Source organism: Agarivorans sp. QJM3NY_29 (genome assembly GCF_050870835.2).
Taxonomy (GTDB): Bacteria; Pseudomonadota; Gammaproteobacteria; order Enterobacterales; family Celerinatantimonadaceae; genus Agarivorans.
This window is the reverse complement of the sequence record NZ_CP194036.2, coordinates 1,726,404-1,749,429: the sequence shown is the minus strand read 5'-3', so window position 1 is coordinate 1,749,429 and position 23,026 is coordinate 1,726,404. Positions and strand designations below refer to the sequence as shown.

The 23,026-nt window shown below is 44.7% G+C and carries 22 protein-coding genes; 10 read left to right on the top strand and 12 right to left on the bottom strand.

Going from position 1 to position 23,026, the window contains the following annotated elements:
* The first annotated feature begins 134 nt into the window (after positions 1–134).
* From ybeD to ACRRS0_RS08005, 6 genes are all read left to right on the top strand, one after another.
* A complete protein-coding gene (ybeD, locus tag ACRRS0_RS08030) occupies positions 135–398 on the top strand; it encodes a DUF493 family protein YbeD (RefSeq protein ID WP_432453720.1) in 264 nt (87 codons plus the stop codon).
* Positions 399–1,055 carry a lipoyl(octanoyl) transferase LipB gene (gene lipB / locus ACRRS0_RS08025; protein ID WP_432453721.1) on the top strand — a complete coding sequence of 219 codons (657 nt, stop codon included), beginning with the start codon at positions 399–401 and terminating at the stop codon, positions 1,053–1,055.
* Entirely contained in the window at positions 1,052–2,020 is a 969-nt protein-coding gene (gene lipA / locus ACRRS0_RS08020; protein WP_432453722.1) for a lipoyl synthase, read from the top strand. The genes lipB and lipA overlap by 4 nt, the downstream gene beginning before the upstream one ends.
* Before the next feature lie 327 nt (positions 2,021–2,347).
* Positions 2,348–4,048 carry a hypothetical protein gene (locus ACRRS0_RS08015; RefSeq protein WP_432453723.1) on the top strand — a complete coding sequence of 567 codons (1,701 nt, stop codon included), beginning with the start codon at positions 2,348–2,350 and terminating at the stop codon, positions 4,046–4,048.
* Between the two features lie 19 nt (positions 4,049–4,067).
* Positions 4,068–4,538: a discoidin domain-containing protein gene (locus ACRRS0_RS08010; protein ID WP_432453724.1), complete on the top strand. Its 471-nt coding sequence runs from the start codon at positions 4,068–4,070 to the stop codon at positions 4,536–4,538.
* A 306-nt stretch (positions 4,539–4,844) separates the two neighbouring features.
* Positions 4,845–5,324 (top strand): discoidin domain-containing protein, encoded by a 480-nt coding sequence (locus ACRRS0_RS08005; RefSeq protein ID WP_432453725.1) that lies wholly within the window; start codon positions 4,845–4,847, stop codon positions 5,322–5,324.
* A 120-nt stretch (positions 5,325–5,444) separates the two neighbouring features.
* Here the strand turns inward: ACRRS0_RS08005 and ACRRS0_RS08000 are convergent, their stop codons facing one another.
* The 6 genes from ACRRS0_RS08000 to ACRRS0_RS07975 form a co-directional block, all read right to left on the bottom strand.
* Entirely contained in the window at positions 5,445–5,975 is a 531-nt protein-coding gene (locus ACRRS0_RS08000) for a SixA phosphatase family protein (RefSeq protein WP_432453726.1), read from the bottom strand.
* Between the two features lie 54 nt (positions 5,976–6,029).
* A complete protein-coding gene (locus tag ACRRS0_RS07995; RefSeq protein ID WP_432453727.1) occupies positions 6,030–7,283 on the bottom strand; it encodes a glutamate-5-semialdehyde dehydrogenase in 1,254 nt (417 codons plus the stop codon).
* A 9-nt stretch (positions 7,284–7,292) separates the two neighbouring features.
* Complete coding sequence (proB, locus tag ACRRS0_RS07990; RefSeq protein ID WP_432453728.1) at positions 7,293–8,402, bottom strand: glutamate 5-kinase; 1,110 nt, start codon at positions 8,400–8,402, stop codon at positions 7,293–7,295.
* A gap of 103 nt (positions 8,403–8,505) precedes the next feature.
* Positions 8,506–8,901, bottom strand: coding sequence for a sigma factor-binding protein Crl (crl, locus tag ACRRS0_RS07985; protein ID WP_432453729.1), 396 nt, complete (start codon positions 8,899–8,901; stop codon positions 8,506–8,508).
* A 70-nt stretch (positions 8,902–8,971) separates the two neighbouring features.
* Positions 8,972–10,201 carry an alpha/beta hydrolase gene (locus ACRRS0_RS07980; protein ID WP_432453730.1) on the bottom strand — a complete coding sequence of 410 codons (1,230 nt, stop codon included), beginning with the start codon at positions 10,199–10,201 and terminating at the stop codon, positions 8,972–8,974.
* 92 nt (positions 10,202–10,293) lie between these two features.
* Complete coding sequence (locus tag ACRRS0_RS07975) at positions 10,294–11,583, bottom strand: NCS2 family permease (RefSeq protein ID WP_432453731.1); 1,290 nt, start codon at positions 11,581–11,583, stop codon at positions 10,294–10,296.
* 385 nt (positions 11,584–11,968) lie between these two features.
* Between ACRRS0_RS07975 and ACRRS0_RS07970 the strand changes: the two genes are divergently transcribed.
* Positions 11,969–13,435, top strand: coding sequence for an aminoacyl-histidine dipeptidase (locus ACRRS0_RS07970; RefSeq protein WP_432453732.1), 1,467 nt, complete (start codon positions 11,969–11,971; stop codon positions 13,433–13,435).
* 153 nt (positions 13,436–13,588) lie between these two features.
* Positions 13,589–14,980 (top strand): SPFH domain-containing protein, encoded by a 1,392-nt coding sequence (locus ACRRS0_RS07965; protein WP_432453733.1) that lies wholly within the window; start codon positions 13,589–13,591, stop codon positions 14,978–14,980.
* A 640-nt stretch (positions 14,981–15,620) separates the two neighbouring features.
* On the opposite strand, the gene ACRRS0_RS07960 is transcribed toward ACRRS0_RS07965, so the two are convergent.
* On the bottom strand, positions 15,621–15,935 hold the full coding sequence (locus ACRRS0_RS07960) for a cupin domain-containing protein (RefSeq protein WP_432453734.1): 315 nt from the start codon (positions 15,933–15,935) through the stop codon (positions 15,621–15,623).
* 238 nt (positions 15,936–16,173) lie between these two features.
* On the opposite strand from ACRRS0_RS07960, the gene ACRRS0_RS07955 reads away from it, so the two are divergent.
* Positions 16,174–17,784, top strand: a complete 1,611-nt coding sequence (locus ACRRS0_RS07955) for an ABC-F family ATPase (RefSeq protein ID WP_432453735.1) — start codon at positions 16,174–16,176, stop codon at positions 17,782–17,784.
* A 97-nt stretch (positions 17,785–17,881) separates the two neighbouring features.
* Here the strand turns inward: ACRRS0_RS07955 and ACRRS0_RS07950 are convergent, their stop codons facing one another.
* From ACRRS0_RS07950 to ACRRS0_RS07930, 5 genes are all read right to left on the bottom strand, one after another.
* Positions 17,882–18,910 (bottom strand): DUF2955 domain-containing protein, encoded by a 1,029-nt coding sequence (locus tag ACRRS0_RS07950; protein ID WP_432453736.1) that lies wholly within the window; start codon positions 18,908–18,910, stop codon positions 17,882–17,884.
* Between the two features lie 9 nt (positions 18,911–18,919).
* Complete coding sequence (locus ACRRS0_RS07945) at positions 18,920–19,978, bottom strand: HlyD family secretion protein (protein WP_432453737.1); 1,059 nt, start codon at positions 19,976–19,978, stop codon at positions 18,920–18,922.
* Positions 19,975–20,460 carry a MarR family transcriptional regulator gene (locus tag ACRRS0_RS07940; protein ID WP_432453738.1) on the bottom strand — a complete coding sequence of 162 codons (486 nt, stop codon included), beginning with the start codon at positions 20,458–20,460 and terminating at the stop codon, positions 19,975–19,977. Before ACRRS0_RS07940 ends, ACRRS0_RS07945 begins: the two co-directional genes overlap by 4 nt.
* A 232-nt stretch (positions 20,461–20,692) precedes the next feature.
* Complete coding sequence (locus tag ACRRS0_RS07935) at positions 20,693–21,370, bottom strand: LrgB family protein (protein WP_432453739.1); 678 nt, start codon at positions 21,368–21,370, stop codon at positions 20,693–20,695.
* Complete coding sequence (locus ACRRS0_RS07930) at positions 21,367–21,753, bottom strand: CidA/LrgA family protein (RefSeq protein ID WP_432453740.1); 387 nt, start codon at positions 21,751–21,753, stop codon at positions 21,367–21,369. Before ACRRS0_RS07930 ends, ACRRS0_RS07935 begins: the two co-directional genes overlap by 4 nt.
* A gap of 92 nt (positions 21,754–21,845) precedes the next feature.
* On the opposite strand from ACRRS0_RS07930, the gene ACRRS0_RS07925 reads away from it, so the two are divergent.
* The gene (locus ACRRS0_RS07925) at positions 21,846–22,856 is read left to right on the top strand and encodes a 2-hydroxyacid dehydrogenase (RefSeq protein WP_432453741.1); all 1,011 of its coding nucleotides are present in this window, start codon (positions 21,846–21,848) and stop codon (positions 22,854–22,856) included.
* Positions 22,857–23,026 lie beyond the last annotated feature (170 nt).

The window sequence follows — 23,026 nt, the reverse complement described above, 5'->3', positions numbered from 1 at the left end:
CGAAGGACTAGCTTGATAGAAGATAAAGCGATACGGAAATTTTAGGCAAACATCATAAAAACGCGTTAGAATAACGCGTTTTTATTTTAAGTTCGCTTCTTGAAAGCATCTAGAACGGTATCCTTAGGTCAGTTATGCAAACCAAATTTGATGAATATCTTGATTTTCCCTGCGATTTTACCTTTAAAATCATGGGAGTGAATAGCCACACATTAGAAGATGAAGTGCTTAGTGTGATTCAGAACTTAGCGCCTGGTGACTATAGCCCGCGAACTCGTCCAAGTAGCAAGGGAAACTACAAATCCATTACCTTAGTGGTAAAAGTCACGAGTAAGTTTCATATTGAAAGCCTTTACACCGAAATTGGTGCCATAGAAGACGTTCGACACGTATTATAAATGTCCAATCAGCAAATATTACAGGTTCGCCATTTAGGCCAGCAGGATTACCAAACGGTTTTCCAAGCCATGAAAGATTTCACCGAGCAACGTACTGAAGACTCGCTTGATCAGCTGTGGCTGGTAGAGCATGAGCCAGTGTTTACTCAAGGCCAAACCGGAAAACCCGAACACCTTTTAGCAAAGAGTGACATTCCAGTCATTCAAGCGGATCGCGGTGGACAAGTGACCTACCATGGGCCGGGTCAATTAGTTGCTTACCCCTTGCTGAATATTCGTCGTCGTAAACTTGGTGTACGCCAATTAGTTACCGCGATAGAACAAAGTATCATCGAAACCTTGGCTAGTTATCAAATCGAAGCTTATGCCAAGAAAGAGGCCCCTGGGGTCTATGTTCAACAGAAAAAAATCGCGTCTTTGGGTCTGCGGATCCGTCGAGGTTGTTCATTTCATGGCCTAGCGCTGAATGTAAATATGGATTTAAGTCCATTTTTACTGATTAACCCCTGCGGTTACGCTGGATTGGAGATGACCCAGATTGCCGATTTTCAACACTCAGCCAGTGTCGAGCAAGTGGCTGAGAAAATCACCGAGATTTTGGCACAACAACTTGGCTATAGCCAAATAGAATATCAACGAGGACAGCTCCCATTATGAGTGCAAAAAAAGTGCGATTGGAAGCCGGAGTAAAACTTCGTGATGCCGACAAAATGGCATTTATTCCGGTAAAAGTGATCCCTTCAGAGAAGGAAACCATGTTACGCAAGCCGGACTGGATGCGTATTAAATTACCTTCAGATAGTACCCGAATCAATGAAATTAAAAGTGCAATGCGCAAGCATGACTTGCACTCGGTATGTGAAGAGGCTTCCTGTCCTAACCTAGCCGAATGCTTTAACCATGGCACGGCTACGTTCATGATCATGGGTGACATCTGTACTCGTCGCTGTCCTTTCTGCGATGTTGGTCATGGAAAACCACTGGCTTTAGATCAAGAAGAACCAGTAAAATTAGCTGCGACCATCGCCGATATGAAACTTCGCTATGTGGTGATTACTTCAGTTGATCGCGACGACTTACGGGATGGCGGCGCGGGCCACTTTGCCGAATGTGTGAAAGAAATTCGCAGCCGTAGTCCAAAGATTCAGATTGAAACTTTAGTCCCTGATTTTAAAGGCCGTATGGATAAGGCTCTAGAAATTTTAGATGGCAATCCCCCGGATGTGTTTAACCACAATCTAGAAACGGCGCCAGGCCTATATAAACAGGTTCGCCCTGGCTCAGATTATCAGTGGTCATTAACCTTGCTAAAACGCTTTAAAGAGCTTCATCCGAATATCCCCACCAAATCCGGGTTAATGATGGGTTTGGGTGAAACCAATGAAGAAATTCTGCAAGTAATGCAAGATTTACGTGACCATGGCGTCACCATGCTCACACTGGGACAATACTTGCAACCAAGTCGACATCACTTGCCCGTAGCCCGCTATGTGCCACCAGAAGAGTTTGACGAGCTTCGCAAACAAGCTGAGGCAATGGGCTTTACTCATGCGGCCTGTGGTCCTCTGGTACGTTCTAGCTACCATGCTGACCTACAAGCGAAAGGCATCGAAGTTAAATAGTCACCACTAGATTCCCCCGGAGAGTCATACTCTCCGGATCCCACATGCTTGCAACCAATAACTACCCTAGCTCGCGCTGCCACATTTAACCGCAAGCTCCGACCCCTTCCCCAAAATGCTCGGTAATCTTAGCTTGGTAAATCCCGTTCATTCAAGGGCAGTTTAAACCGACAAAACCATCAAATAGATAATCGATATATTTCATTCACTAACACGATTGTGATCAATGGTTGAAATAACGGTTCAATTAATTTAAATAAATTGACAAAAAATTGAATACGTTATTAATCTAGGAACAACTCATGACTTGGTAATTAAACCGCGAATATGCGAACGCTCACCGTTTTATCGCTTTTACTACCTCTTATTGCGCAAGCTGGTACTCAATATAACAATCAAGATGCACGCCGTTTAGAGGCGGTGAAGAGCTATGTGAATAACGTATTAACCGAAGCAAGAAGTCATTCAAATCGCAGTCCACTGCTCGCCGATGGCGTGAACACCATCACTCGAAAACCAGTCGAATGGATCTACCCAGATAAACACCGTGTGACTATTTCAAACTTTGCGAGCCAACAAAACTTCATGCGAACTTTAAATGGTCTCAGCCTAGTGACTGGCGATGATAAGTACCACCAAGCCGCAGAAAAAACTGCGCGATATTTTCTAGAAAATTATAGTCATGAAAATGGATTATTCTTTTGGGGAGGTCATCGTTTTATTAATCTGGATAGCTTGGAATTAGAAGGCCCTCAGAATAAAAACCAAGTTCATGAATTAAAAAATCACTTTCCTTATTATAGTTTTCTGCATCAAGTGGATGCGAAGGCAACTGAAAAATATATAAAAGCTTTTTGGAACGCTCACCTAGATAATTGGAAGAGGATGGATATGGGGCGTCATGGTCGATATTCAAAATCTTATAATGATAAAGTTTTTCAACGCAAGCTATCCGATGATATTGTCGAACCATCAAAACTGCCCGAGTTACCTCTCAGTAAAGGTCTAAGCTTTATCAATGCCGGCTCAGACCTTATCTACGCGGCCTATAAACTGACAGAGTTAGCCGAACCGAAGATTGCTGAAGGTGCCAATCACTGGGCTAAATTTTTACTAAAACAATATGAACTCGCCAGTAACCCAAAAACTGGAGCCCCAGTTTATCAATTTACATCACCGCGCCAACGAGAATCATCTCCCCCATCCGATAATGACACCAATTCTAAATATGGTGACCGTGCCCAACGCCAGTTTGGTCCTGAATATGGTGCGATAGCCAAAGAAGGCAATGTCTTGTTCAGAGGCAATGCTAATTCGATAGCCATCAGCAGTGCCTTGGTCAAGCTTTACATTGCCGAAAAACATCAAGACAGCGAAATCTTAAGCTGGGCGGTGAAAGACTTAAAAGGTTTTTATCGAGTGGCTTACGATGCCGAAAGAGGCCAATTTAAAGCGGTATTCAATGATGGTACTGATATCACGGGGATCCCATTAGTACGCGACGGTTACTACGGAAAAAAAGGCCGTATATTTCAAGCTCAAGTCATCGACAGTGAAAAGTATTTATTTCCCTTATTAAAGGCTTATCGTTTATCTGGCGACCAAGCGTTATGGGCCCTAGCACGCAACATGACAAAACATCTTGGATGGGGAGATATTGGCGAACCAAAAACAAAACCGAGCCAATTAAACTTAAACCTTAATAATCAAGATCCTAGCGGTATTTTCAGTGCCCTCGAAATGTACAAGATATCCTCTGACCAGCAATATCTCGAATTGGCGCGAGCGATTGGCAACAACATTCTTAAACATCGCTTTATTCGTGGATACTTCCTAAATCATCACGCTTTGCTTAATGCCAGAATTGATGCACTAGAGCCGCTAGCGTTAGTGGCCTTAGATGCAACTTTAAAAGGACAACCGCAGCAAATCCCAGAGTTTATTTCTGAGGGTGGTTATATTCACGGTGAATATTTAGGAAAATCTAGCACTTACGATAAACGAGAGATTTACAATAAAAAAATATAACTAACATATGGAGATCGAAATGAAAAAAACATTTTTACTAATTAGTGCCCTACTATGCTCAAGCTCAGCCTTTGCTAATCTAGAAATTGTCGATGTGAAGGCCAATAGCCACGATAAAGCCCACGTTGCGAAAAACGTACTTGATTCCAGCAAAAAAACTCGCTGGGCAAATAAAGGCGAATCGTGGATCCAATTTGAATTCGCAGGTGAGCAAAAACTCTCAAAGCTAGACCTATCAGTCTTCAAAGGAGATGAACGAAAAGCCAGTTTTAACTTAGAAGTATCAAGCGATGGTCAAAACTGGCAGAAAGTTTTTGAAGCGGTAAGTAGCGGAACCACCCGAGATTACGAACGCTATAATTTCGCACCAGTGACAGCTAAATTTGCACGGATCAATGGTTTTGGTACCGATGTATCCCAGAGCTGGACCGCCTTTTATGATATCCGTTTCCAATCCGATGATTCAGCTGCTGTTGAGTTTACAAAATAGTCTAAACACTTAACCGTAAGGCCTGCGCCAAATCTTAACTTGGCGCAGGCTTCAGCAGCTTTCATACGCAACACTGAGACCAGTATCATTAAGAATGAAGCCAAACATCGGCCTCACTTGAGCGCCTTGTCGCTCCTTTGATAAACAAATCATAATAAAAATAGGCTTAATCAAACCAGCCTAAACAAATATTTGCAAGGTAATACAGCGCAGGAGAGAACATTGTTTAATGTTGACCCTTTATCGAGTCAACTTGAACAAAAATCGTACCCGGCCTTGAAAAATGTACTTATTTGGAATAAAGGAATGAAGAAAATAGTCAATGTGATGGTTCTAGGCGCCTTGCTGGCATTCTCTGGTTCAAGCCTTGCAAATTACTATGTGGTGAAGGTGACTGCGAATAGTCATGACCAAAATCATATCGCAACTAATGTTATCGACGGAAACAACAAAACCCGCTGGGCAAACAAAGGCGAATCATGGATAGATTTTGAATTCAACGTTCCTCAGGAGATAAACTCGGTAGATGTCATGATTTATAAGGGGAATGAACGTAAACAAAAATTTGCTTTGGAAACCTCCATGGATGGTAAAAAATGGCGACGTATCTTTAAAACCTGGACCAGTGGTAAGGTCAAAGATTTTGAACGTTATAATTTTACGCCCATTACTGCCAAATATGCTCGAATTATAGGCTTTGGAACAAACGTAGCCAGAACTTGGACGGCCTTTAGTGAAATTAGCTTCCATTCGGACTACAAGGTTGCAGCTCTATTTGAGAAATAAGCGAATTGATCACATCTAGGGATAAGTCAGGCGCTGTTTATCCCTGTGCTCATTGCACGCTTGTTTCAAACCCCTCAGCTCATCGCCTATAAATACAAATCAATTCGTTGGTATAAGGGTTCAAGGCTTTGCCGCGAGCCGACGTTTGGGGGTATCAAACAGCACCAGGTTAGCACTACCTTCTGTCAATTCGGACCAAGCGCTGACATTACACTCTAGGATAGCAAGACTCGCCGTCGGAAATTTAGGCAACTGTTGCGCCGTTAGGTATTCCAGCAACTGTTCCAAAGCCGGATTATGCCCAATCAGCGCAACATGATGGTAACGATCGGCGAAAGCTTGGATATGTAACAGTAGATCCGCCCAGCGACTGGTATATAAACTTGCCTCAATTGTGACATGCAGGTCGATTTCGATATACCGGTCACAGTGCAACTGACGTTGGGTTAACCAATATTCACAGCTTTGTTGAGCGCGGATCGCTGGTGAGCATTGCAGCAATTCAAGTCGAGCAAATGGCAACGCATAGTCACATGCCATCAATGCCGCAGCGGCTCTTCCTCGAGCACTCAAGGGACGTTCCCGATCGTTTATCCAAGGCTGTTGCCAACTCGATTTGGCATGACGAATTAACCATAAGTGACGCGCCATGAACTTCCCTTGAATAAATAAGCTAGCCCTCAGACTAGCTTCAATTGCTCATATTTAAGGCCGGACCAACATATCGCCAATCCCGACCCACTTGTAGCTGGTCAGTTCTTCCAAGCCCATCGGACCACGTGCATGTAGTTTCTGGGTGGATACCGCAACTTCAGCACCTAAACCAAACTGAGCACCATCGGTGAATCGCGTCGAAGCATTCACATACACCGCCGCCGAACCCGCAGCATTCACAAACCGTTCTACCGACTGCAGATTGTTCGATAAAATAGCATCTGAATGACTCGCGTTGTGCTTTCGCATATGGGCGATAGCTTCATCCACATTGGCGACCACCTTCACGCCCAAGGTATAACTCAGCCATTCGGTGTCAAAATCACCCGCCTTGGCTAACTGTAAATCCTTGGCCGCAGCCAATCCGCTCATGGCATTGTCGGTGGCCACTAATTTCACCGAAGATTGGTTCATACACTCGGCTAATTGCGGCAATAACTCCGCGGCAATATTCTGATCCACCAATAAGGAATCTAAAGCATTACATGCTGATGGGCGCTGTACTTTGGCGTTTTCAATCACCTTGATCGCCGCAGCCAAGTCTACGCTGTTATCCACGTAAATATGACTAATACCAAAACCACCAATAATCACTGGGATCGTACTATTCTCTTGGCACATTTTATGAAGCCCTGCGCCACCTCGCGGAATAATCATGTCAACATATTCATCTAAACGAAGCAATTCGGCGACTAATTCACGGTCTGGCTGTTCAATATATTGTACCGCAGCAGCAGGTAAGCCACTTTGTTGCAAGGCCGATTGGATCACTGCAACCAAGGCCATATTCGAGTGAAAAGTTTCTTTACCACCGCGTAAAATACTGGCGTTCCCCGTTTTTAAACATAAGGCGGCAATATCGATGGTCACATTAGGCCGAGCTTCATAAATCACCCCTACCACACCCAGTGGCACCCGGCGACGAGATAAACGTAAACCATTTTCTAGAACCCGGCAGTCCATCTCGCTACCCACCGGATCATTTAAAGAAATCACATTTCGAACATCATTGGCGATCCCAGCTAACCGTTCGCTATTTAACATTAAGCGATCCAGTAGAGCCTCAGACAAGCCTGCTTGACGAGCGGCCTCTAGGTCTACATTGTTGGCGGCTAAAATGCTGGCTTGCTGCGCTTCGAGTTGGCTGGCAATAGCAGCCAGAGCCTGATTTTTTTGACGAGTCGTTAATGTCGCCAGTTCAAAGCTCGCTTGTTTAGCTCGCTGGCCTAATTGCTGTAAACTCATTTATTCATCCTATTTCAGTACTAGGTCGTCACGGTGAACCGCCACCGACCCATAACCATAACCCAGAGTCTTATCGATTTGCTCTGAATGTAAGCCTTTTATTTGTTGCATATCTTTTGCCTGATAACGACAGATACCACGCGCGATCTCTAAACCGTCTGTATTCACCAAACTTATCACATCGCCCCGGTTAAACTCGCCTTTAACGATTATAATGCCTTTAGGTAATAGACTAGATCCTCGCTCGACAACGGCTTTACATGCCCCTCCATCGAGCACTAACTCACCATGGGGCGGCGGTCCAGCCAAGATCCACTGTTTGCGATGCTCCAGGGGCGTTGATATTGCCAAGAATCGGGTGCCAACACTCTCCCCTTTACTCATCCGGGTGATCACATTTTCACTATGCCCGGCAGCAATCACCACTTCAATGCCTGCACGACCAGCAATTTCCGCCGCTTGTAACTTAGTCGTCATACCACCAGTGCCCAAACCACTGATGCTATCGCCAGCGAGGGCGCGAATTGAAGCATCAATTTCGTGGACTTCTTCGATCAATTTTGCCTGAGGATTATTACGAGGGTCTGCAGTAAATAAACCGGGTTGATCCGTCAACAGCAGCAATTTATTGGCTTCGCCGAGGATTGCCGCCAAGGCCGAGAGGTTATCGTTATCACCGACCTTGATTTCGGCTGTGGCAACCGCATCATTTTCATTAATAATGGGCACAATACCATGCGCTAATAAAGCCTTCAGCATATCCTTCGCATTGAGAAAGCGCTCCCGATCTTCTAAATCGGCACGTGTTAGCAGCATTTGTCCGACATGCAGGCCGTAAATACTGAATAAACTTTCCCACACTTGAATCAGACGGGTCTGACCAACTGCCGCTAACATTTGTTTATTGGCGATAGTTGGTGCGATATTAGAATGGGTCAACGATAGATGCTCGCGTCCTGCGGCTATCGCACCGGAGGTGACAACGATAAGCTGATGACCAGCCTTGCGTAACAGGGAAAACTGACGAACCAGCTCTATCATATGGGCTCGATCGAGTTTAGCAGTGCCACCAGTAAGCACACTGGTCCCCAACTTAACAACAATAGTTTGCTTCGACATGGTAATTAATGATCCCAACTCGGGTAAAACGCAAAGCTTGTATTCTACCTGATAAAAACCTGACGCACAGACTCTGTGCGCCAATTTTATATAACTTTCTCGTTTAAGCTGCCGGGAGAGTCAAGTTCGGGGATAAGGAAGGAGCAGCACTCAGGGTGATACTAAATTTGTCCAGTTGGGTAACTAATTTTTGGTAGAAAACGTCTAAAGACTGTTGCACCTCTTGCAGATTTTTTTGCGGGATCGACATTTCTTGCCATTCACCTTGTTTGTCGTAGAGACCATACCAATAATGATATTCAAAGCCACTATCAACCAGCCGCAACTCCAGCCACCAACCAAAAAACTCTCGTTCTTCAGCTGCTGGCTTAGCGCTAACACATGAGGCTAGGCAATCAAAAAAATACTGTTCCTTTACGCTATGTTCCTTCCGATAATAAGGACCCATAGCCGTAAATGTTGAGCTTAACTTTCCATGGCTTGGCCAAGTCACTTCCATGCGCTTAATCTCTCCATAGTGATTATTGTCTAAATTATTACCTTACCATAATGACCACAACATAATGAAGTCACAAATGCTTTTGTAACCATTGCGTGACCTCCGTAAAGATTTGATTGTAATTTTGTAAGTAATCATGCTCTTTCATCATACTAACCTGACTGCTTTGAGAGGCAGCACCGAGCAGCGTAATATCTGCTTGCGGTGAGATTGGGTCGTTCTCTCGTCCAACAATATACATCGGCAGTTTGGTTCTAGCGCCACCTAAAATTCCTTGGGTCTTCAGTGACAAAGGCAGACAACGATAGAATAAGTTATCGCGATTCGCCGAGTTACCACCACTGCGGTTCGCTAAACAATCTCGATACATTTGCGGCATCGACTGAAAACGGGTGACATCGGTAAATAGTCGGTCGACTGGCGCACCAATCGTGACCACAGCTCTTAGGCGGTTACTAGCAAGAAAAGCCAAACGCGCCGCAACATTTCCAGCAAAACGATAACCCAAGATCCCCACTCTATCTTGATCCACCCAAGGAATTTCTGGCAAGTAGTCCAATACAGCCAGATGAATTCGGCTACTATCTTGCTGTAAGCGCCACGGTGAACAGAAACCAGCGCCGGGTAAATCTATACTTAACATCGCAATACCTGCAGGCGCTAAAAACCGTTCAAATATGGGATAGAGCTCAGTTTGTATAGTATCAAGTCCACCACTAACTAATACCACCGGTTTTATCGAATCGGTATCGGGCAGATGCAGATAACAGGCGACTTTCTTACCTTCGATGGGAATCTGCATGGTCTTGCAAACATATTCACTTTGTTGCATCGCCGAAGCAAAGTTATTGTAAGCTAAAGCTTGAGCCGAAGTGGCCAGATCATCCCCTTTAAAATGTGGATAAGCGGCAATCGTCGCGCTATAGCTAGCATTTAAAAACTGCTGGTAAGCTAATGATTTATCACCACCTTGCTCGGCTTTCTTGGCTTCCGTTTGATGACGCACGGCACGTTGCATCCACTCAAAATTCCAATTTCCTGGTTGATAGCCCCCCACCGTATCGAGTAATGCACTGGTACGAGGTTTATCACTTATCGCTATGTCGGCAAATAAGCGTTCGGTTTCAATCGGGTCTAAACCTAACCAAGCCCAATATTCACGACGTAACAAACGATACCAGTTACGTCCTTCTTGTTGTCCTTCCGCTGTAGAATCCTTCGCCAAAGTATTAGAAATTGCCGATGTTTCGAGCACATTGATCCGTGGTTTAAACAGCACTTCAGAGAGATTCTCTTTCACATTCGCAGGCCTAAATATTGATTAATGAAGAAAATATAACATAAAAAAAAGCCATCACGTTGTGATGGCTTTTTATAAAAAATACAAAATGACTAGAAAAATGCAAACTTTAGCAAGAATACTAGCGCCAGAACCCATACGCTAAGGGGAACTTCTTTATGGCGTCCAGCCAGTAATTTAATCACTGCGTAAGAAATAAAACCAACCGCTATACCATCGGCAATCGAGAAGGACAAGGGCATCAAGATTGCCACAATTGCAGCGGGTGCAGCCTCGGTCAAATCAGTCCAATCAACATTGACGAGACCCGATAGCATCAAGATACAAACATAGAACAAGGCACCAGCAGTGGCATAGGCAGGAATCATCCCGGCCAGAGGAGAGAACAGCAATGCCAATACAAATAAGATCCCCACAACCACAGCAGTAAGACCAGTGCGTCCGCCAACTTCAACACCCGCTCCACTTTCAACGTAAGATGTGGTGCTTGACGTTCCCAATAGTGACCCGGTTACAGTGGCCGTTGAATCGGCCAACAACGCTTTTTTCAAATTAGGTAAGTGACCGTGTTCATCCAATAAGTTGCCACGCTGCGCAACCGCGGTAAGGGTTCCAGCTGTATCAAACAAGTCCACAAACAAAAATGCAAAAATAACACTGAGCATCGATATATCGAAGGCGCCCGCAATATCCAGTTGTAAGAAAGTAGGTGCTGGATTCGGTGGCATCGACATCACACCATGATACTGGCTATAACCCAGTACAATAGATAAAGCGGTAATCGCCAAAATGGAGATAAGTACACCACCTTTAACCTTGCGGTATTCTAAGCCAATAATCAGGAAGAAACCTAAAGCCGCTAAGATCATCTGATGCGGGTTTTGGTGACCTAAACTGATCAAAGTGGCTGAGTTATCCACCACGATGCCGGCATTTTGTAAGGCAATAAAACCGAGGAACAAACCAATACCCGCGGCAATACCAACCCGCAGTGTTTGTGGGATCGAGTTAATGATCCATTCACGAACTTTAAATAAGCTCAAACAAGTGAAAATACAACCCGAGAGAAATACCGCACCCAAGGCAACTTGCCAAGTGTGTCCCATACCAAGAACCACCCCGTAGGTGAAAAAGGCATTCAAGCCCATTCCCGGCGCTTGAGCAATCGGATAATTGGCATACAAGCCCATAATAAAGCAACCAATTGCGGCCGCTAAACAAGTCGCGACAAATACCGCTCCTTGATCCATCCCAGTGGCCGCTAACATGCTTGGGTTTACAAAGATAATGTAAGCCATTGTTAAAAAGGTAGTAATCCCAGCAATAACTTCAGTGCGCAGATCCGTACCATGCGCCTTTAATTTAAATAGTTTCTCTAACATCTCGATGTATGTTCCTTGGACAACAGGTATTTATTGGGCCGATACAGAGGACTCCGTTGTGCTAGTAGCGGCAATCGCGGGGCATTATATTCATGGCTCCAGCAAGAAGCTACTGTATGTTCTCACCAAACTGAGCTAGATCAGTAAAAACCACCATTTTTTTCAACTTAGAACGTTAAGATAGCTGGATAAAATAGAAATACTTCGTTTATCTGCGTGATTTATCCCTTTTTAGTAGCGAGTTATCATGCTAACGGTCATCCAGATTCAACTTTTCTAGCCAATACGTATATATTCTAAACAAAAGCCAATAAGCAGACTTATATTAAAGTTTCCTTGCTGATAAAGTGAGTTAATTCTAAAAAAACAGATTTAAGGTAACATTGTGTCTACATTGTCTTCTCTATCACCCCAGCCGCTATGGCAGCACTTCGCAACAATTTGTTCTATTCCCCACCCCTCTAAACATGAACAAGCCATGATTGATTGGATACTTAGCTTAGCCCAGCAACACCAGCTAGAGCACTTCCAAGATGCCGTAGGGAATATCATTATCAAAAAACCAGCCACAGCAGGCATGGAAGATAGACAAGGAGTGATCCTACAAGCCCATCTAGACATGGTTCCCCAAGCGAACAATGATACCCAACACAACTTTGCCGAAGATCCGATTCAGCCCTATATCGATGGAGAATGGGTCACCGCCAAAGGCACCACATTAGGAGCAGATAATGGTATTGGTGGCGCCTCGATCTTAGCCATATTAACCAGTGACAAAATTGCCCACGGCCCCATTGAAGCTCTATTTACCATTGATGAAGAAGCGGGTATGACCGGCGCATTTGGCCTTGAGGCTGGCCTATTAGAAGGTTCGCTGCTCATTAATACTGACTCCGAGCAAGAGGGGGAAGTATATATGGGCTGTGCCGGTGGCGGTGATACCAACATTACTTTTGCAGCAAACTATCAGCCAACCACCAACCAACAAGCCGCCATCGCGCTCAACATTAAAGGTTTAAAGGGAGGACACTCCGGTTGTGATATCGATAGCGGACGCGCTAACGCCAACAAACTGATGTTACGAGTGCTTGCGGCAATGCAACAACAAGGCTTAGAACCGATTTTATGCGATATTCAGGGCGGTAGTCTGCGTAACGCCATCCCACGCGAAGCCCGCTGTCAGCTGGTCTACGATGCGAGCCAAAAAACCGCCCTCATCGATTTAGTAGCACAACAGCGTCAAGCCATTGCCGATGAGTTTGGTAAAGTAGAAACCAATTTATGTATCGAACTCACCGAAATAACCACGCCACAACAAAGCTTTAGCGCGCGCCTATCAAGTCAAGTAATTGATAGCCTAAACGCCTGTAACAATGGTGTGGTGAGCATGAGCCAAGACATCGTCGGCGTAGTCGAAACCTCTCTGAACTTAGGTGTAATAAAACGCGATCAGCAAGGTAACATCGAGATCAAAATCTTAGTTCGCTCGCTCATCGACTCAAGCCGTCTCCAAGTGGAAGCCAGCATAGCCTCGTTGTTTAGCTTAACTGATGCCAAATTTAGCTTCTCTGGTGCTTATCCGGGTTGGAAACCAGAAACAGACTCGGTGCTCAAAACCGTTATTCAGGATAGCTACCAACAGCTATTTGGTGAATGCCCGAAAGTGATGGTTATCCATGCGGGCTTGGAATGTGGCTTATTCAAATCGGCCTACCCTCAGTGGGATATGGCCTCCTTTGGCCCCACCATTAAATTTCCGCATAGCCCCGATGAAAAAGTAGAAATTGCAGCGGTCGAAAAATACTGGCAATTACTGCTCAGCACCCTAAAAAATATTCCGGCCAAAGCCTAAATCATCTCCAAGCCAGCAAAGTATGCTGGCTTTGCCTCATCAAATTTATAAGCCCTAAATTAAATTGACAAAAAAGTCATTATTAGTATTTTAATTCTGTTATCATGCGCCCCGCAAAAATCCAAGTCAAAAACCGAGTAGAAGGAACTCATCATGTCTGACGATCTTGTCAAAAATAACGATGCAGCCAAAAGCGTGAAAAAAATAGCCAGTAAATTTGAATTTAATTACAAATTCATTGTGGGTCTGGTTGCACTGGCGGCTTTAATTTATACCCTCAGTAATTCGTTTTTCTACGCAGAGCCCGGCTATATCTATCATGTACGTACGGTCACCGGTAATGAAGCGGTTGTCACCGAGGTCGGTTATAAATTTTATCCCTTTGGTCGTTATAATTCCTGGAAGCGTTCAATGACGGTACAAGCGCTTACTGGTGCCTCGGCAAACCCAATCCGTGCAGAGAAAGATTCGGATAATTCCTCAGCTAGTTTACCGCCGATGAGCATCATGTTTCTTGACCAAGTAGACGCCCATGCTGAGGCGACAGTGCGCTTTTCAATTCCCTCTGACCATGACTCCTTTTTAAAACTAGCCCACGAATTTAGATCCCCTGAAAACCTGCTACGTACAGCGCTGATCCCGGCGTTTAAAGAAACTTTGCAGGCCAATGCTTCGCTGATGGCCGCAGAAGAATATTATGCTGGCGGACGAACCGAATTTAATTCTGAGTTTGAAAATCAAATGAGCAGTGGGATCTTATTGGTGAAGCGCGAAGAAATTACCATTCATTCTAAACAAGCCACCAGCGGCAGTGCTAATGCTGCGCTAGGCAAAGATCAGCAAGAATATGGCGATGACAGTAAAACAGTGTTTGTAGTAAATAAAGTTCTAGATAGCAACGGACAACCGCGCCGAAAATCGCAACGTTTCCTCGACTTTGGGGTCACCGTCGTATCCGCCTTGGTCACAGATATGCGTCCTAACGCCAAATTTATCGAACGAATGCAATTAAAACAAAAGGCTTCGGCAGACCGCGCGATTGCCAGAGAACAACGAGTGCAGGAAGAAGAGCAGCGCTTACTCGCAATTGCCCGAGGTGAGCGCGAAGTGGCAGAGCGTCAAGCCAAAGCGAAAGTAGAACAGATCCAAAAAACCACAGAAGCACAAACCGACAAACAACTTGCGATCACCAACGCTGAAAAAATGAAGGCGCAAGCCGAGATTTCCAAAGAAACCGCAGAAATTGACCTGGAAAAAGCCCGCATCGAAGCCGAAACTAAAAGAACGTTAGCGGAAGCAGAAGCCTACCAAAAACGGGTCATTCTGGAAGCTGATAACGCGCTTGCTCAAAAACTCGAAGCTGAAGTGAAAATTCAAAGCTTGTGGGCCGATGCTTTTGCCAAACGCAATGTACCCACCAACGTATTTGGCGCGGGGAGTGCGGCAACACCAGCAGGCAGCGATTCAGAAACTCGAGCATTTATGCAAATGCTCACCTTAGATGCAGCAAAACGCCTCAGCTACGACCGAGAAATCAACAAATAAGTTCTATCCTAAAAGCTCTCTAGTGATAACTTTTGCAAGCGTTTATTGTTAATTGATCCGATAAAATGTAGTTACCGACATAACTCATGGACCAAGCTCGAATCAATGAACAACCCGCACAGCTGAAGGGTTCGCCTAAGCCCCATTTAATTGCGCTGCATTTAAATGGGTCTCCCTCGAATAAAAATCAATCATAGTTTTAGTTACAATTTGAAATTTTTTAATATGTCTCAAAATTTATCCATAGTTTGGTGGTGAATGGATGATCCCCGTTAAAGGATGTCTGCATTGAATCTTTTTCTAAGTTAGATAAGTTACCAAACAAGTGAAGAATTTTGACTCTTCTCGCTTTAAACTCGATGTGATTGAATTTTTATACCAATCTGATTCATTATATGAACAACTGATTACGCAACATAAATCTACCGATAATCAGGCATGACGCGCAGTAACTAGTAGCGCTGATTTAGATCAGCAAGAATGAACAGAGAATGAGTTAGATGGGTATTAGAGAGTCCAGCATAAAAAACAGAAGCCTTAAGTATTTGAAAACAACTCTAGTACCATGAAACTTAACAGCAAAGGCAGCCAAACGACTCATCAAAGTGCCAACTTCAAACTCCCCAAGCTTCGAGTTTGCTTAAGAGTAAAAAACAGCGAGCCAAATGGTTGGCCTATCGGCTGCAGTTTGACTGACTTTATGTTTAACATGGGCGGGGATATTAAAGTAATCCCCTTTATTTAAATGTTGCTCGTGACCGTCTTCAAATAACAAGCTGGCACTGCCTTCCAATACCATCACCCATTCGTGCTCGGCTTGATCGTACCAGCCTTGCTCGGGTGAACGATGACCAAAAGAAACGATCCGCTCGATACGTATATTGGGACGCTCTAGCAAATCACTAAACTGCTCTTGCTGAAAATCTTCAGCAATCCCTGAAAAAATATTAGCCATTTAACGATTCCTCTGTCAAAACAACATCATAACAATCCAGTAGCGCAAAATTAACCAAATCTTAGCTGGTGACCAATCCTTTTCGAACACGGATCCTGGCGTCAGCGATTGCGTCTTCAACTACCCAACGGATTAATAAACACACAACTTCCCTCGACTTTAGCGAGACAACTCTTTATAGTGCGCCCCCTTATACCGCTTATCTCAGCCTTCGTGGCCATCTTTCTAGGATTACCTTTTGATTTCTACCGCAAACATCACCATGCAATTTGGCGCCACGCCACTATTCGAAAATATTTCCGCTAAGTTTGGCAATGGTAACCGTTACGGCTTAATTGGCGCCAACGGCTGTGGTAAATCAACCTTTATGAAGATCCTTAGCGGAGAACTAGCCCCTAGCTCAGGCAATGTGTCAATCAGCCCCGGCGAAACGGTTGGAACCTTAAGCCAAGACCAATTCGCCTTCGAAGCTTTTAGTGTGGTAGATACTGTAATTATGGGCGATGCGGCCCTATGGAAAATCAAACAACAACGCGACCGTATTTATGCCTTACCCGAGATGTCAGAACAAGACGGAATGGACGTGGCTCACTTGGAAACTGAATTCGCTGAAATGGACGGATACAGTGCCGAAAGTCGCGCGGGTGAAATTCTATTAGAAGCAGGCATTGCCGAAGAGCTTCACTACGGGCTAATGGCACAAGTGGCACCGGGATGGAAGTTACGAGTCTTGCTTGCACAAGCTCTATTTGCAAACCCAGATATATTATTACTCGACGAACCCACCAATAACCTAGATATTCATACCATTGAGTGGTTAGCCAAAGTACTGAACCAACGTAAGTGCACGATGATCATCATTTCCCATGACCGCCACTTTCTCAACTCGGTCTGTACCCACATGGCCGATATTGATTACGGCGAACTGCGTATTTACCCCGGAAACTATGAGAAATTCATCGAAGCGTCTTCGCTGATCCGAGAGCAACTGCATAGCGAAAATGCGAAGAAAAGTGCCGAAATCGATGAACTACAGGCCTTTGTGAACCGTTTTTCAGCCAATGCTTCTAAAGCCAAGCAGGCTACCTCACGAGCCAAACGGATGGAAAAGATCACCCTCGACGAAGTTAAATCTTCCAGCCGTAGAACGCCCTCAATTAGCCTTAAGCAAGATAAAAAACTCCACCGTCAAGCACTCATCATTGAAGATCTAGCCCACGGTTTTGCCGGTGAGACGCTATTCAGCCAAGGTAATATTATTTTGGAAGCGGGTGCAAAGTTGGCGGTAATTGGCGAAAATGGAGCAGGAAAAACCACTTTTTTACGCTGTTTGATGAAACAAATTTCAGCCAACAATGGAGACATTAAGTGGTCTGAAAATGCCACCATTGGCTATTGTCCACAAGACAGCAGTAGCGATTTTGATTGTGAACTCTCGATCTTTGATTGGATGTCGCAATGGCGTAGTGCCAAACACGACGACTTAATGGTTCGCGGCCTATTAGGTCGACTATTGTTTAGTGCAGACGACTTCAATAAAAAATCAAAAGTATGTTCGGGGGGCGAAAAAAATCGCTTGTTGTTTGGCAAATTGATGCTACAAAACAATAATGTACTAGTGCTCGACGAACCCACCAACCACCTCGATATGGAAGCCATTGAAGCGCTTAATCAAGCTTTAGAGACTTACGATGGTACGGTCATTTTTGTGAGCCACGATCGCGAGTTTGTATCCTCGCTCGCTAGCCGAGTAATCGAAATAAAAGAGCAAAGCATTATCGATTTTCAAGGCAGCTATAATGAATACCTCGCCAGCCAAACAGAGCAATTAAGAGTCGCCAACGGCTAAACGTTCACGCCAAGATCACCTGCTTAATGAAAGGAAAAGAAGCGTAAGCCGGCTGCTTACGCTTTTACTTACGACCCGCTTATCTTTGATAGCAGGCTTAGTGACCAAAGCGTGTCAACGCAAAGCTGTTAAGTAATCGATGAATCAGGTAACACACCAACAAAGTAACAACCGTAGCAAACAAAATACTGCTTAGTCGATAAAGACCACTGAAAACCAAATCGTTACTCGGTGTAAGGTATTGCCCAAATAAGATCCCTAAAGTCGTGAGAGCACCAAACCCAACGCCTGAACCACCGCCCTCTTTCAAATGAACATAGCTAAACAACAACAGTCCAATCCACAATAGCGGAAGTACCAAGATCATTTGTCCAGACCAATGATATAAAACTAGCTGACAGACAAGGCCTGTACTCACTCCCAACATAGTGCCTATCGCCCTTTTTCTGGCATAACTTAAAGCACCATTCCAATGCATTGGAAACAGCAATAAAATGGTCGTCGCCTGAGCCGACATCGAATCTTGTAAGTCAAACACTTGAAATACCCAGAATGAAATAGTGGCAATTGACGCCCCCATCAACGCTTCATGCCGCATTCGGTGAGCTTGCTTTGCTAATACGGCTGGTTTGGGTCGAGGAGCTACATCGGGGATCAAGGCTGTCACCAAAAAAGCAATCAATACCGACAGCAGATTGGCTCCCATATTAGTGAAAATCAAATCATTCAAATCGGTACTGGGATAACTTGCAAAGTGCAGCATAATACTTAAGTTCAATAAACTTGTGGCTCCAAATAGAAACAAGCTACCTTTTGACATACAAGCGAACTTATATAGGAATAATACAAACACCAACATGCTCATTAAGATGGTATGACTGCCAAATAAGCCAGCGAGTAAGCCAACTTCAATCCCGCAAACCACTGCCGCTGCAATACATTGGCGAGCCACATGACCATTCATCACCGGAACCATTCCCAGCAATAAAATCGGGGTCACCACAAAAAAGACCCCGTTACTCAACTCAAAAAATTTACAAATGAGAAATCCAAGACAAGCACCGCAGGCTATTCGTAAAGCTTGGCGAAGATCATTCTCCGATAAGGGGCGATGCCACAAATTCATAGCTCAGCCTTAATAGATGTAATGCAGCATGCTCAGTAAACTGATTTGCGTTTTAGCGAGCCAGCGAAATAAACCATCTTCGGGTAATAGCTGTACCGTTGCCTGAGCACCAGAAGGTAAACCAGCGGTTTGAGCACCTTCTAGCGAAAAATGAATACGCATCCGTTGGGCATCTCTGACCCAACGGGTAGAAGTACTGGGTGTTGCTAAACGCCCATTAGCATCAAACTGCCCAACGCTCACACCAGCATCCATACCGATCACCGATGCCGAGTAAAGTTGCCCCGGATCGCCATCAAATGTGATGAGTGCTTTACTTCCCGTGACCGCCAAGCGAGAACTTTTTTCACGAAAATCGGCAATAACTTCCGCTTCCGTTGAAACCAAAGCTAATAAGGGCTGACCCACGGTTGCATATGCCCCAGCGGCCAGTTGCAGGTTGGCCACAATGCCCCCTCGCTCGGCCCTCACTTGGGTATAAGATAAATTGAGTTTTGCTTGACGAAGTTGGTTACGTGCAAGCCGAATATTAACATTATTATCATTCATCTCACCCCGACTGAACCGCAGTGCATTTAGCCGAGCTTGAGCGGCCTGCAAGTTAGCCTGTTCAGCCACCGATTCGCTTTGTGCATCATCTTTTTGCTGCTGAGAAATGCTGTGCTTGATAAATAACTCTGCCAGTCGTTGTGCATATTGCCGTTTCTGTTGCGCCACTATCCCTAGCGACACAACATCGGCTTTCGCCGCAGCTAAAGATGCATCCAACTGGTGGTTAGTTTGCTGGGCTAGCTCTAACGCTAACTCAGCCTTTTCCACTGCCAACTGGTAGGGCTTTGAATCGATAGTGAATAATAAATCGCCTTGCTTCACCAACTGATTATTCGCAATATGAATCGCAACAACATTACCATTAACTCGAGGCACTACCTGAGTCACCCCACGACTCACCATGGCCTGAGGTGTCAACGGAATTTTATAATCAGCAAATAAAAAGTAAGTAAATACCATGACAAACACCAGTATCGAAAACTTTATCCAACGGGCAAATTTTTGTTCTACAGTCATGTCACAGACTCCTCGATCTCAACATGATTGTCGTTTAATTGGTGTAAAGCATTATGGGTGATGGTCTCAAGCACAGTTTCAAACTGAGTAAGTGCCGCTTCATCAATGTTGGCCAGAATGTTCCGCCGCAGCGCTAAAATACGCCCCTCCACCTGAGTCATGAGCGCAATTCCATTTTCAGTAAAGCTAACAATACGCACCCGTTTATCACTCTCACAGCAATCACGAACGATCAGACCATGGCTTTCAAGTTGACTTAAAGTTCGCATTAACGAGGCCAATTCAATTTCCAATGCATTGGCGAGTGTTTTCTGACTCACATGGTCGTTTAAGGTTTTTAATTTCCATAATACCGTCCAACGCGAATGAGTCAGACCCAATGAAGTCAACTTACGATCGGCCACCGTCCGCCACAAACGGGCAACTCGACTGAGTTGCTCGGCCAACGACAATTGTTTAAACACTGCGATATCATCCATCATTTAATCCTCAGTTACTTAGCCTGCTAAGCATAATACATTGCTTAGCAGGCTAAGCAAATAAATGTGATCAGGTTCTCATAAATTTTGAGCAATGGGATCTACGCCGATAAACGCATGAGGTGATGATTTGTAAAGTAATTGAAGTTTCAAAAAACAAGGGGGTAAGATTACACCAACAAGCCATTGAATAAGGTTCAAATGGCTTGTTGGCTGCTTTGCCGCAGTAAAATGACTAAAAAATAAAAGGCACAATCATCGGACATAAAATAGCGGTAAAGATCGCGCTAAGTACCAAAGCCAAAGCACTATAGGCACCTTGTTGATGTCCATCTTCCGAAATACGAGCCGTCCCCAAAGCATGACAAGCGGTGCCCATGGCAATGCCTTGTGCTTTAATGGAATGAATACCGAACAACCTTAATGTTGGTAAACCCGCAACCGCCCCCACCAAACCAGTGATTAGAACCGCAATCGCGGAGAGCGCAGGCTGACCTTGAACCTGTTCACTAATCAAAACGGCAATCGGAGTCGTTACTGATTTGGGCGATAAAGACGCGGCGATCACTGGTGTAGCCCCCACCAACAATGCCATCAACAAAGTTGAACTCACAGCAATAAGCACCGCCGCCAATACGGTCAACGCAATGCGCGGCAGTTCTCGCTTAATTTCATGTAATTGTTTGTATAAAGGCACACCTAAGGCGACAACCGCTGGCTGTAATAACTCACTTAACCAACCACTGTATTGGTTATAATCGCTGAACGCGATCCCAAAACTTAACAGTGCAATCACCAATACAGTCAGGCTAATCAGCACCGGATTTAACCATGGTGAGGGGTAACGTTGTTGCAGGCGTTTAGCAAAAATGTAGAGCGCGATGGTTAGCGGTAAATAAATCAGATTAATCATGACTGACGCTCCGCCTTCTGCTCCCAATACTGATAAATTTTACCCACCACAACTAACAAAATGAGGGTCGCTAATACACAGGTCATCATCATCGCAGGCAAAGCCTGAAATAAAGTTTCAAGATGGTCGACCAAACCAACACTAATAGGTACAAATAATAACGACATCCAACGTACAAATAGCATTGAACTTCGCTCCACCCAAGCCAGTTTAATCCATCTTAACTGCAACAGGATGGTCAGCAGTAACATCCCTAGAATACTTGCGGGGAGAAGGTTTCCGGTAAGGTAACTCAAACCTCGTCCGGCCCATAGGGCTGCATAAATAATGGCTAAACCCAGGCCAATTTCAAAGGCTATTGATTTCTGAAATTTTCTAATCACAATCGGTCGACATCCGTCATTCAATGAAGCTATTATGTAATAAAATTACATAACAAGCTATTACTAGCTAAGCTTTGTTTTTAGGAGAAGTCATGAAGATTAGTTTTTTTAGCGCGAAGCGCTACGACCGTCAACACTTTGATGCCCAAAATAAGTCTTCAGCATTTGCCATTGAATACTTTGATACCGCCCTCAGTACACAAACGGCTCGTTTAGCGCATGGCAGCGATGCAGTCTGTGCGTTCGTGAATGATGATTTATCGGCCCCCACCTTGCAGGCATTGCATCAACTGGGAATAAAGTTGGTACTGTTGCGCTGCGCAGGATTCAACAATTTAGATCTAGCCGAGGCGGAAGCTTTAGGTATCACCGTGTCACGAGTACCCGCCTACTCGCCAGAGGCGGTCGCCGAACATGCAATAGCCTTGATGATGACATTAAACCGCCGGATCCATAAAGCCTACCAACGCACTCGCGATGCCAATTTTTCGCTCGAAGGTTTAACTGGTATGAATATCTTTGGCAAAACCGCAGGCGTGATTGGCACCGGTAAAATTGGTTTAGCCACGGCCCGTATTTTAAAAGGGTTTGGCTGTCGGGTTTTAGCCTTCGACCCCTATCCCAACGACGCAGCGAAAGAGCTAGGTATTGAGTATGTCAGCATGCCCGAACTTTTATCACAGTCACGCATCATCACCCTACACTGCCCTTTAACTGTTGAAAATACTTACTTAATTGGTAAGTCTGCTTTCGCTCAGATGCAAAAAGGCACCTTATTAATCAATACCAGTCGTGGCAAATTGGTCGATTCCCTCGCCTGTATTGAAGCACTTAAAGATGGCACCTTAGGTGGTTTAGCCTTAGATGTGTACGAACATGAAAAAGAGCTATTCTTTGAAGACCTGTCGGCAGAAGTGATCCTCGATGATGTATTCCGCCGTTTATCCGCTTGCCACAATGTAATCTTTACTGGTCATCAGGCCTTCCTAACCGACGAAGCGTTACAAACCATCGCGAATACCACGCTCGCCAATGCCAGCGCCTTCCTCGACGGTAAACGCAGCGGTAACGAGGTAACCGCAGAAGCCATCGATAATAGTTAATAACAAGCCTTCTAAAGGCTGCATCCCAAAACTGAGCACTTAGCAATAAATGCTGTTTTTTTCGGCAACATAAAGCCAAGTCCGGGCTTAACTTAGATTTAGTGAGTTAAGCCCTGTTATTGAGCTGCGCTTTACCGTATGTTGAAGGGAGTAGATGGTAGACACAGCGA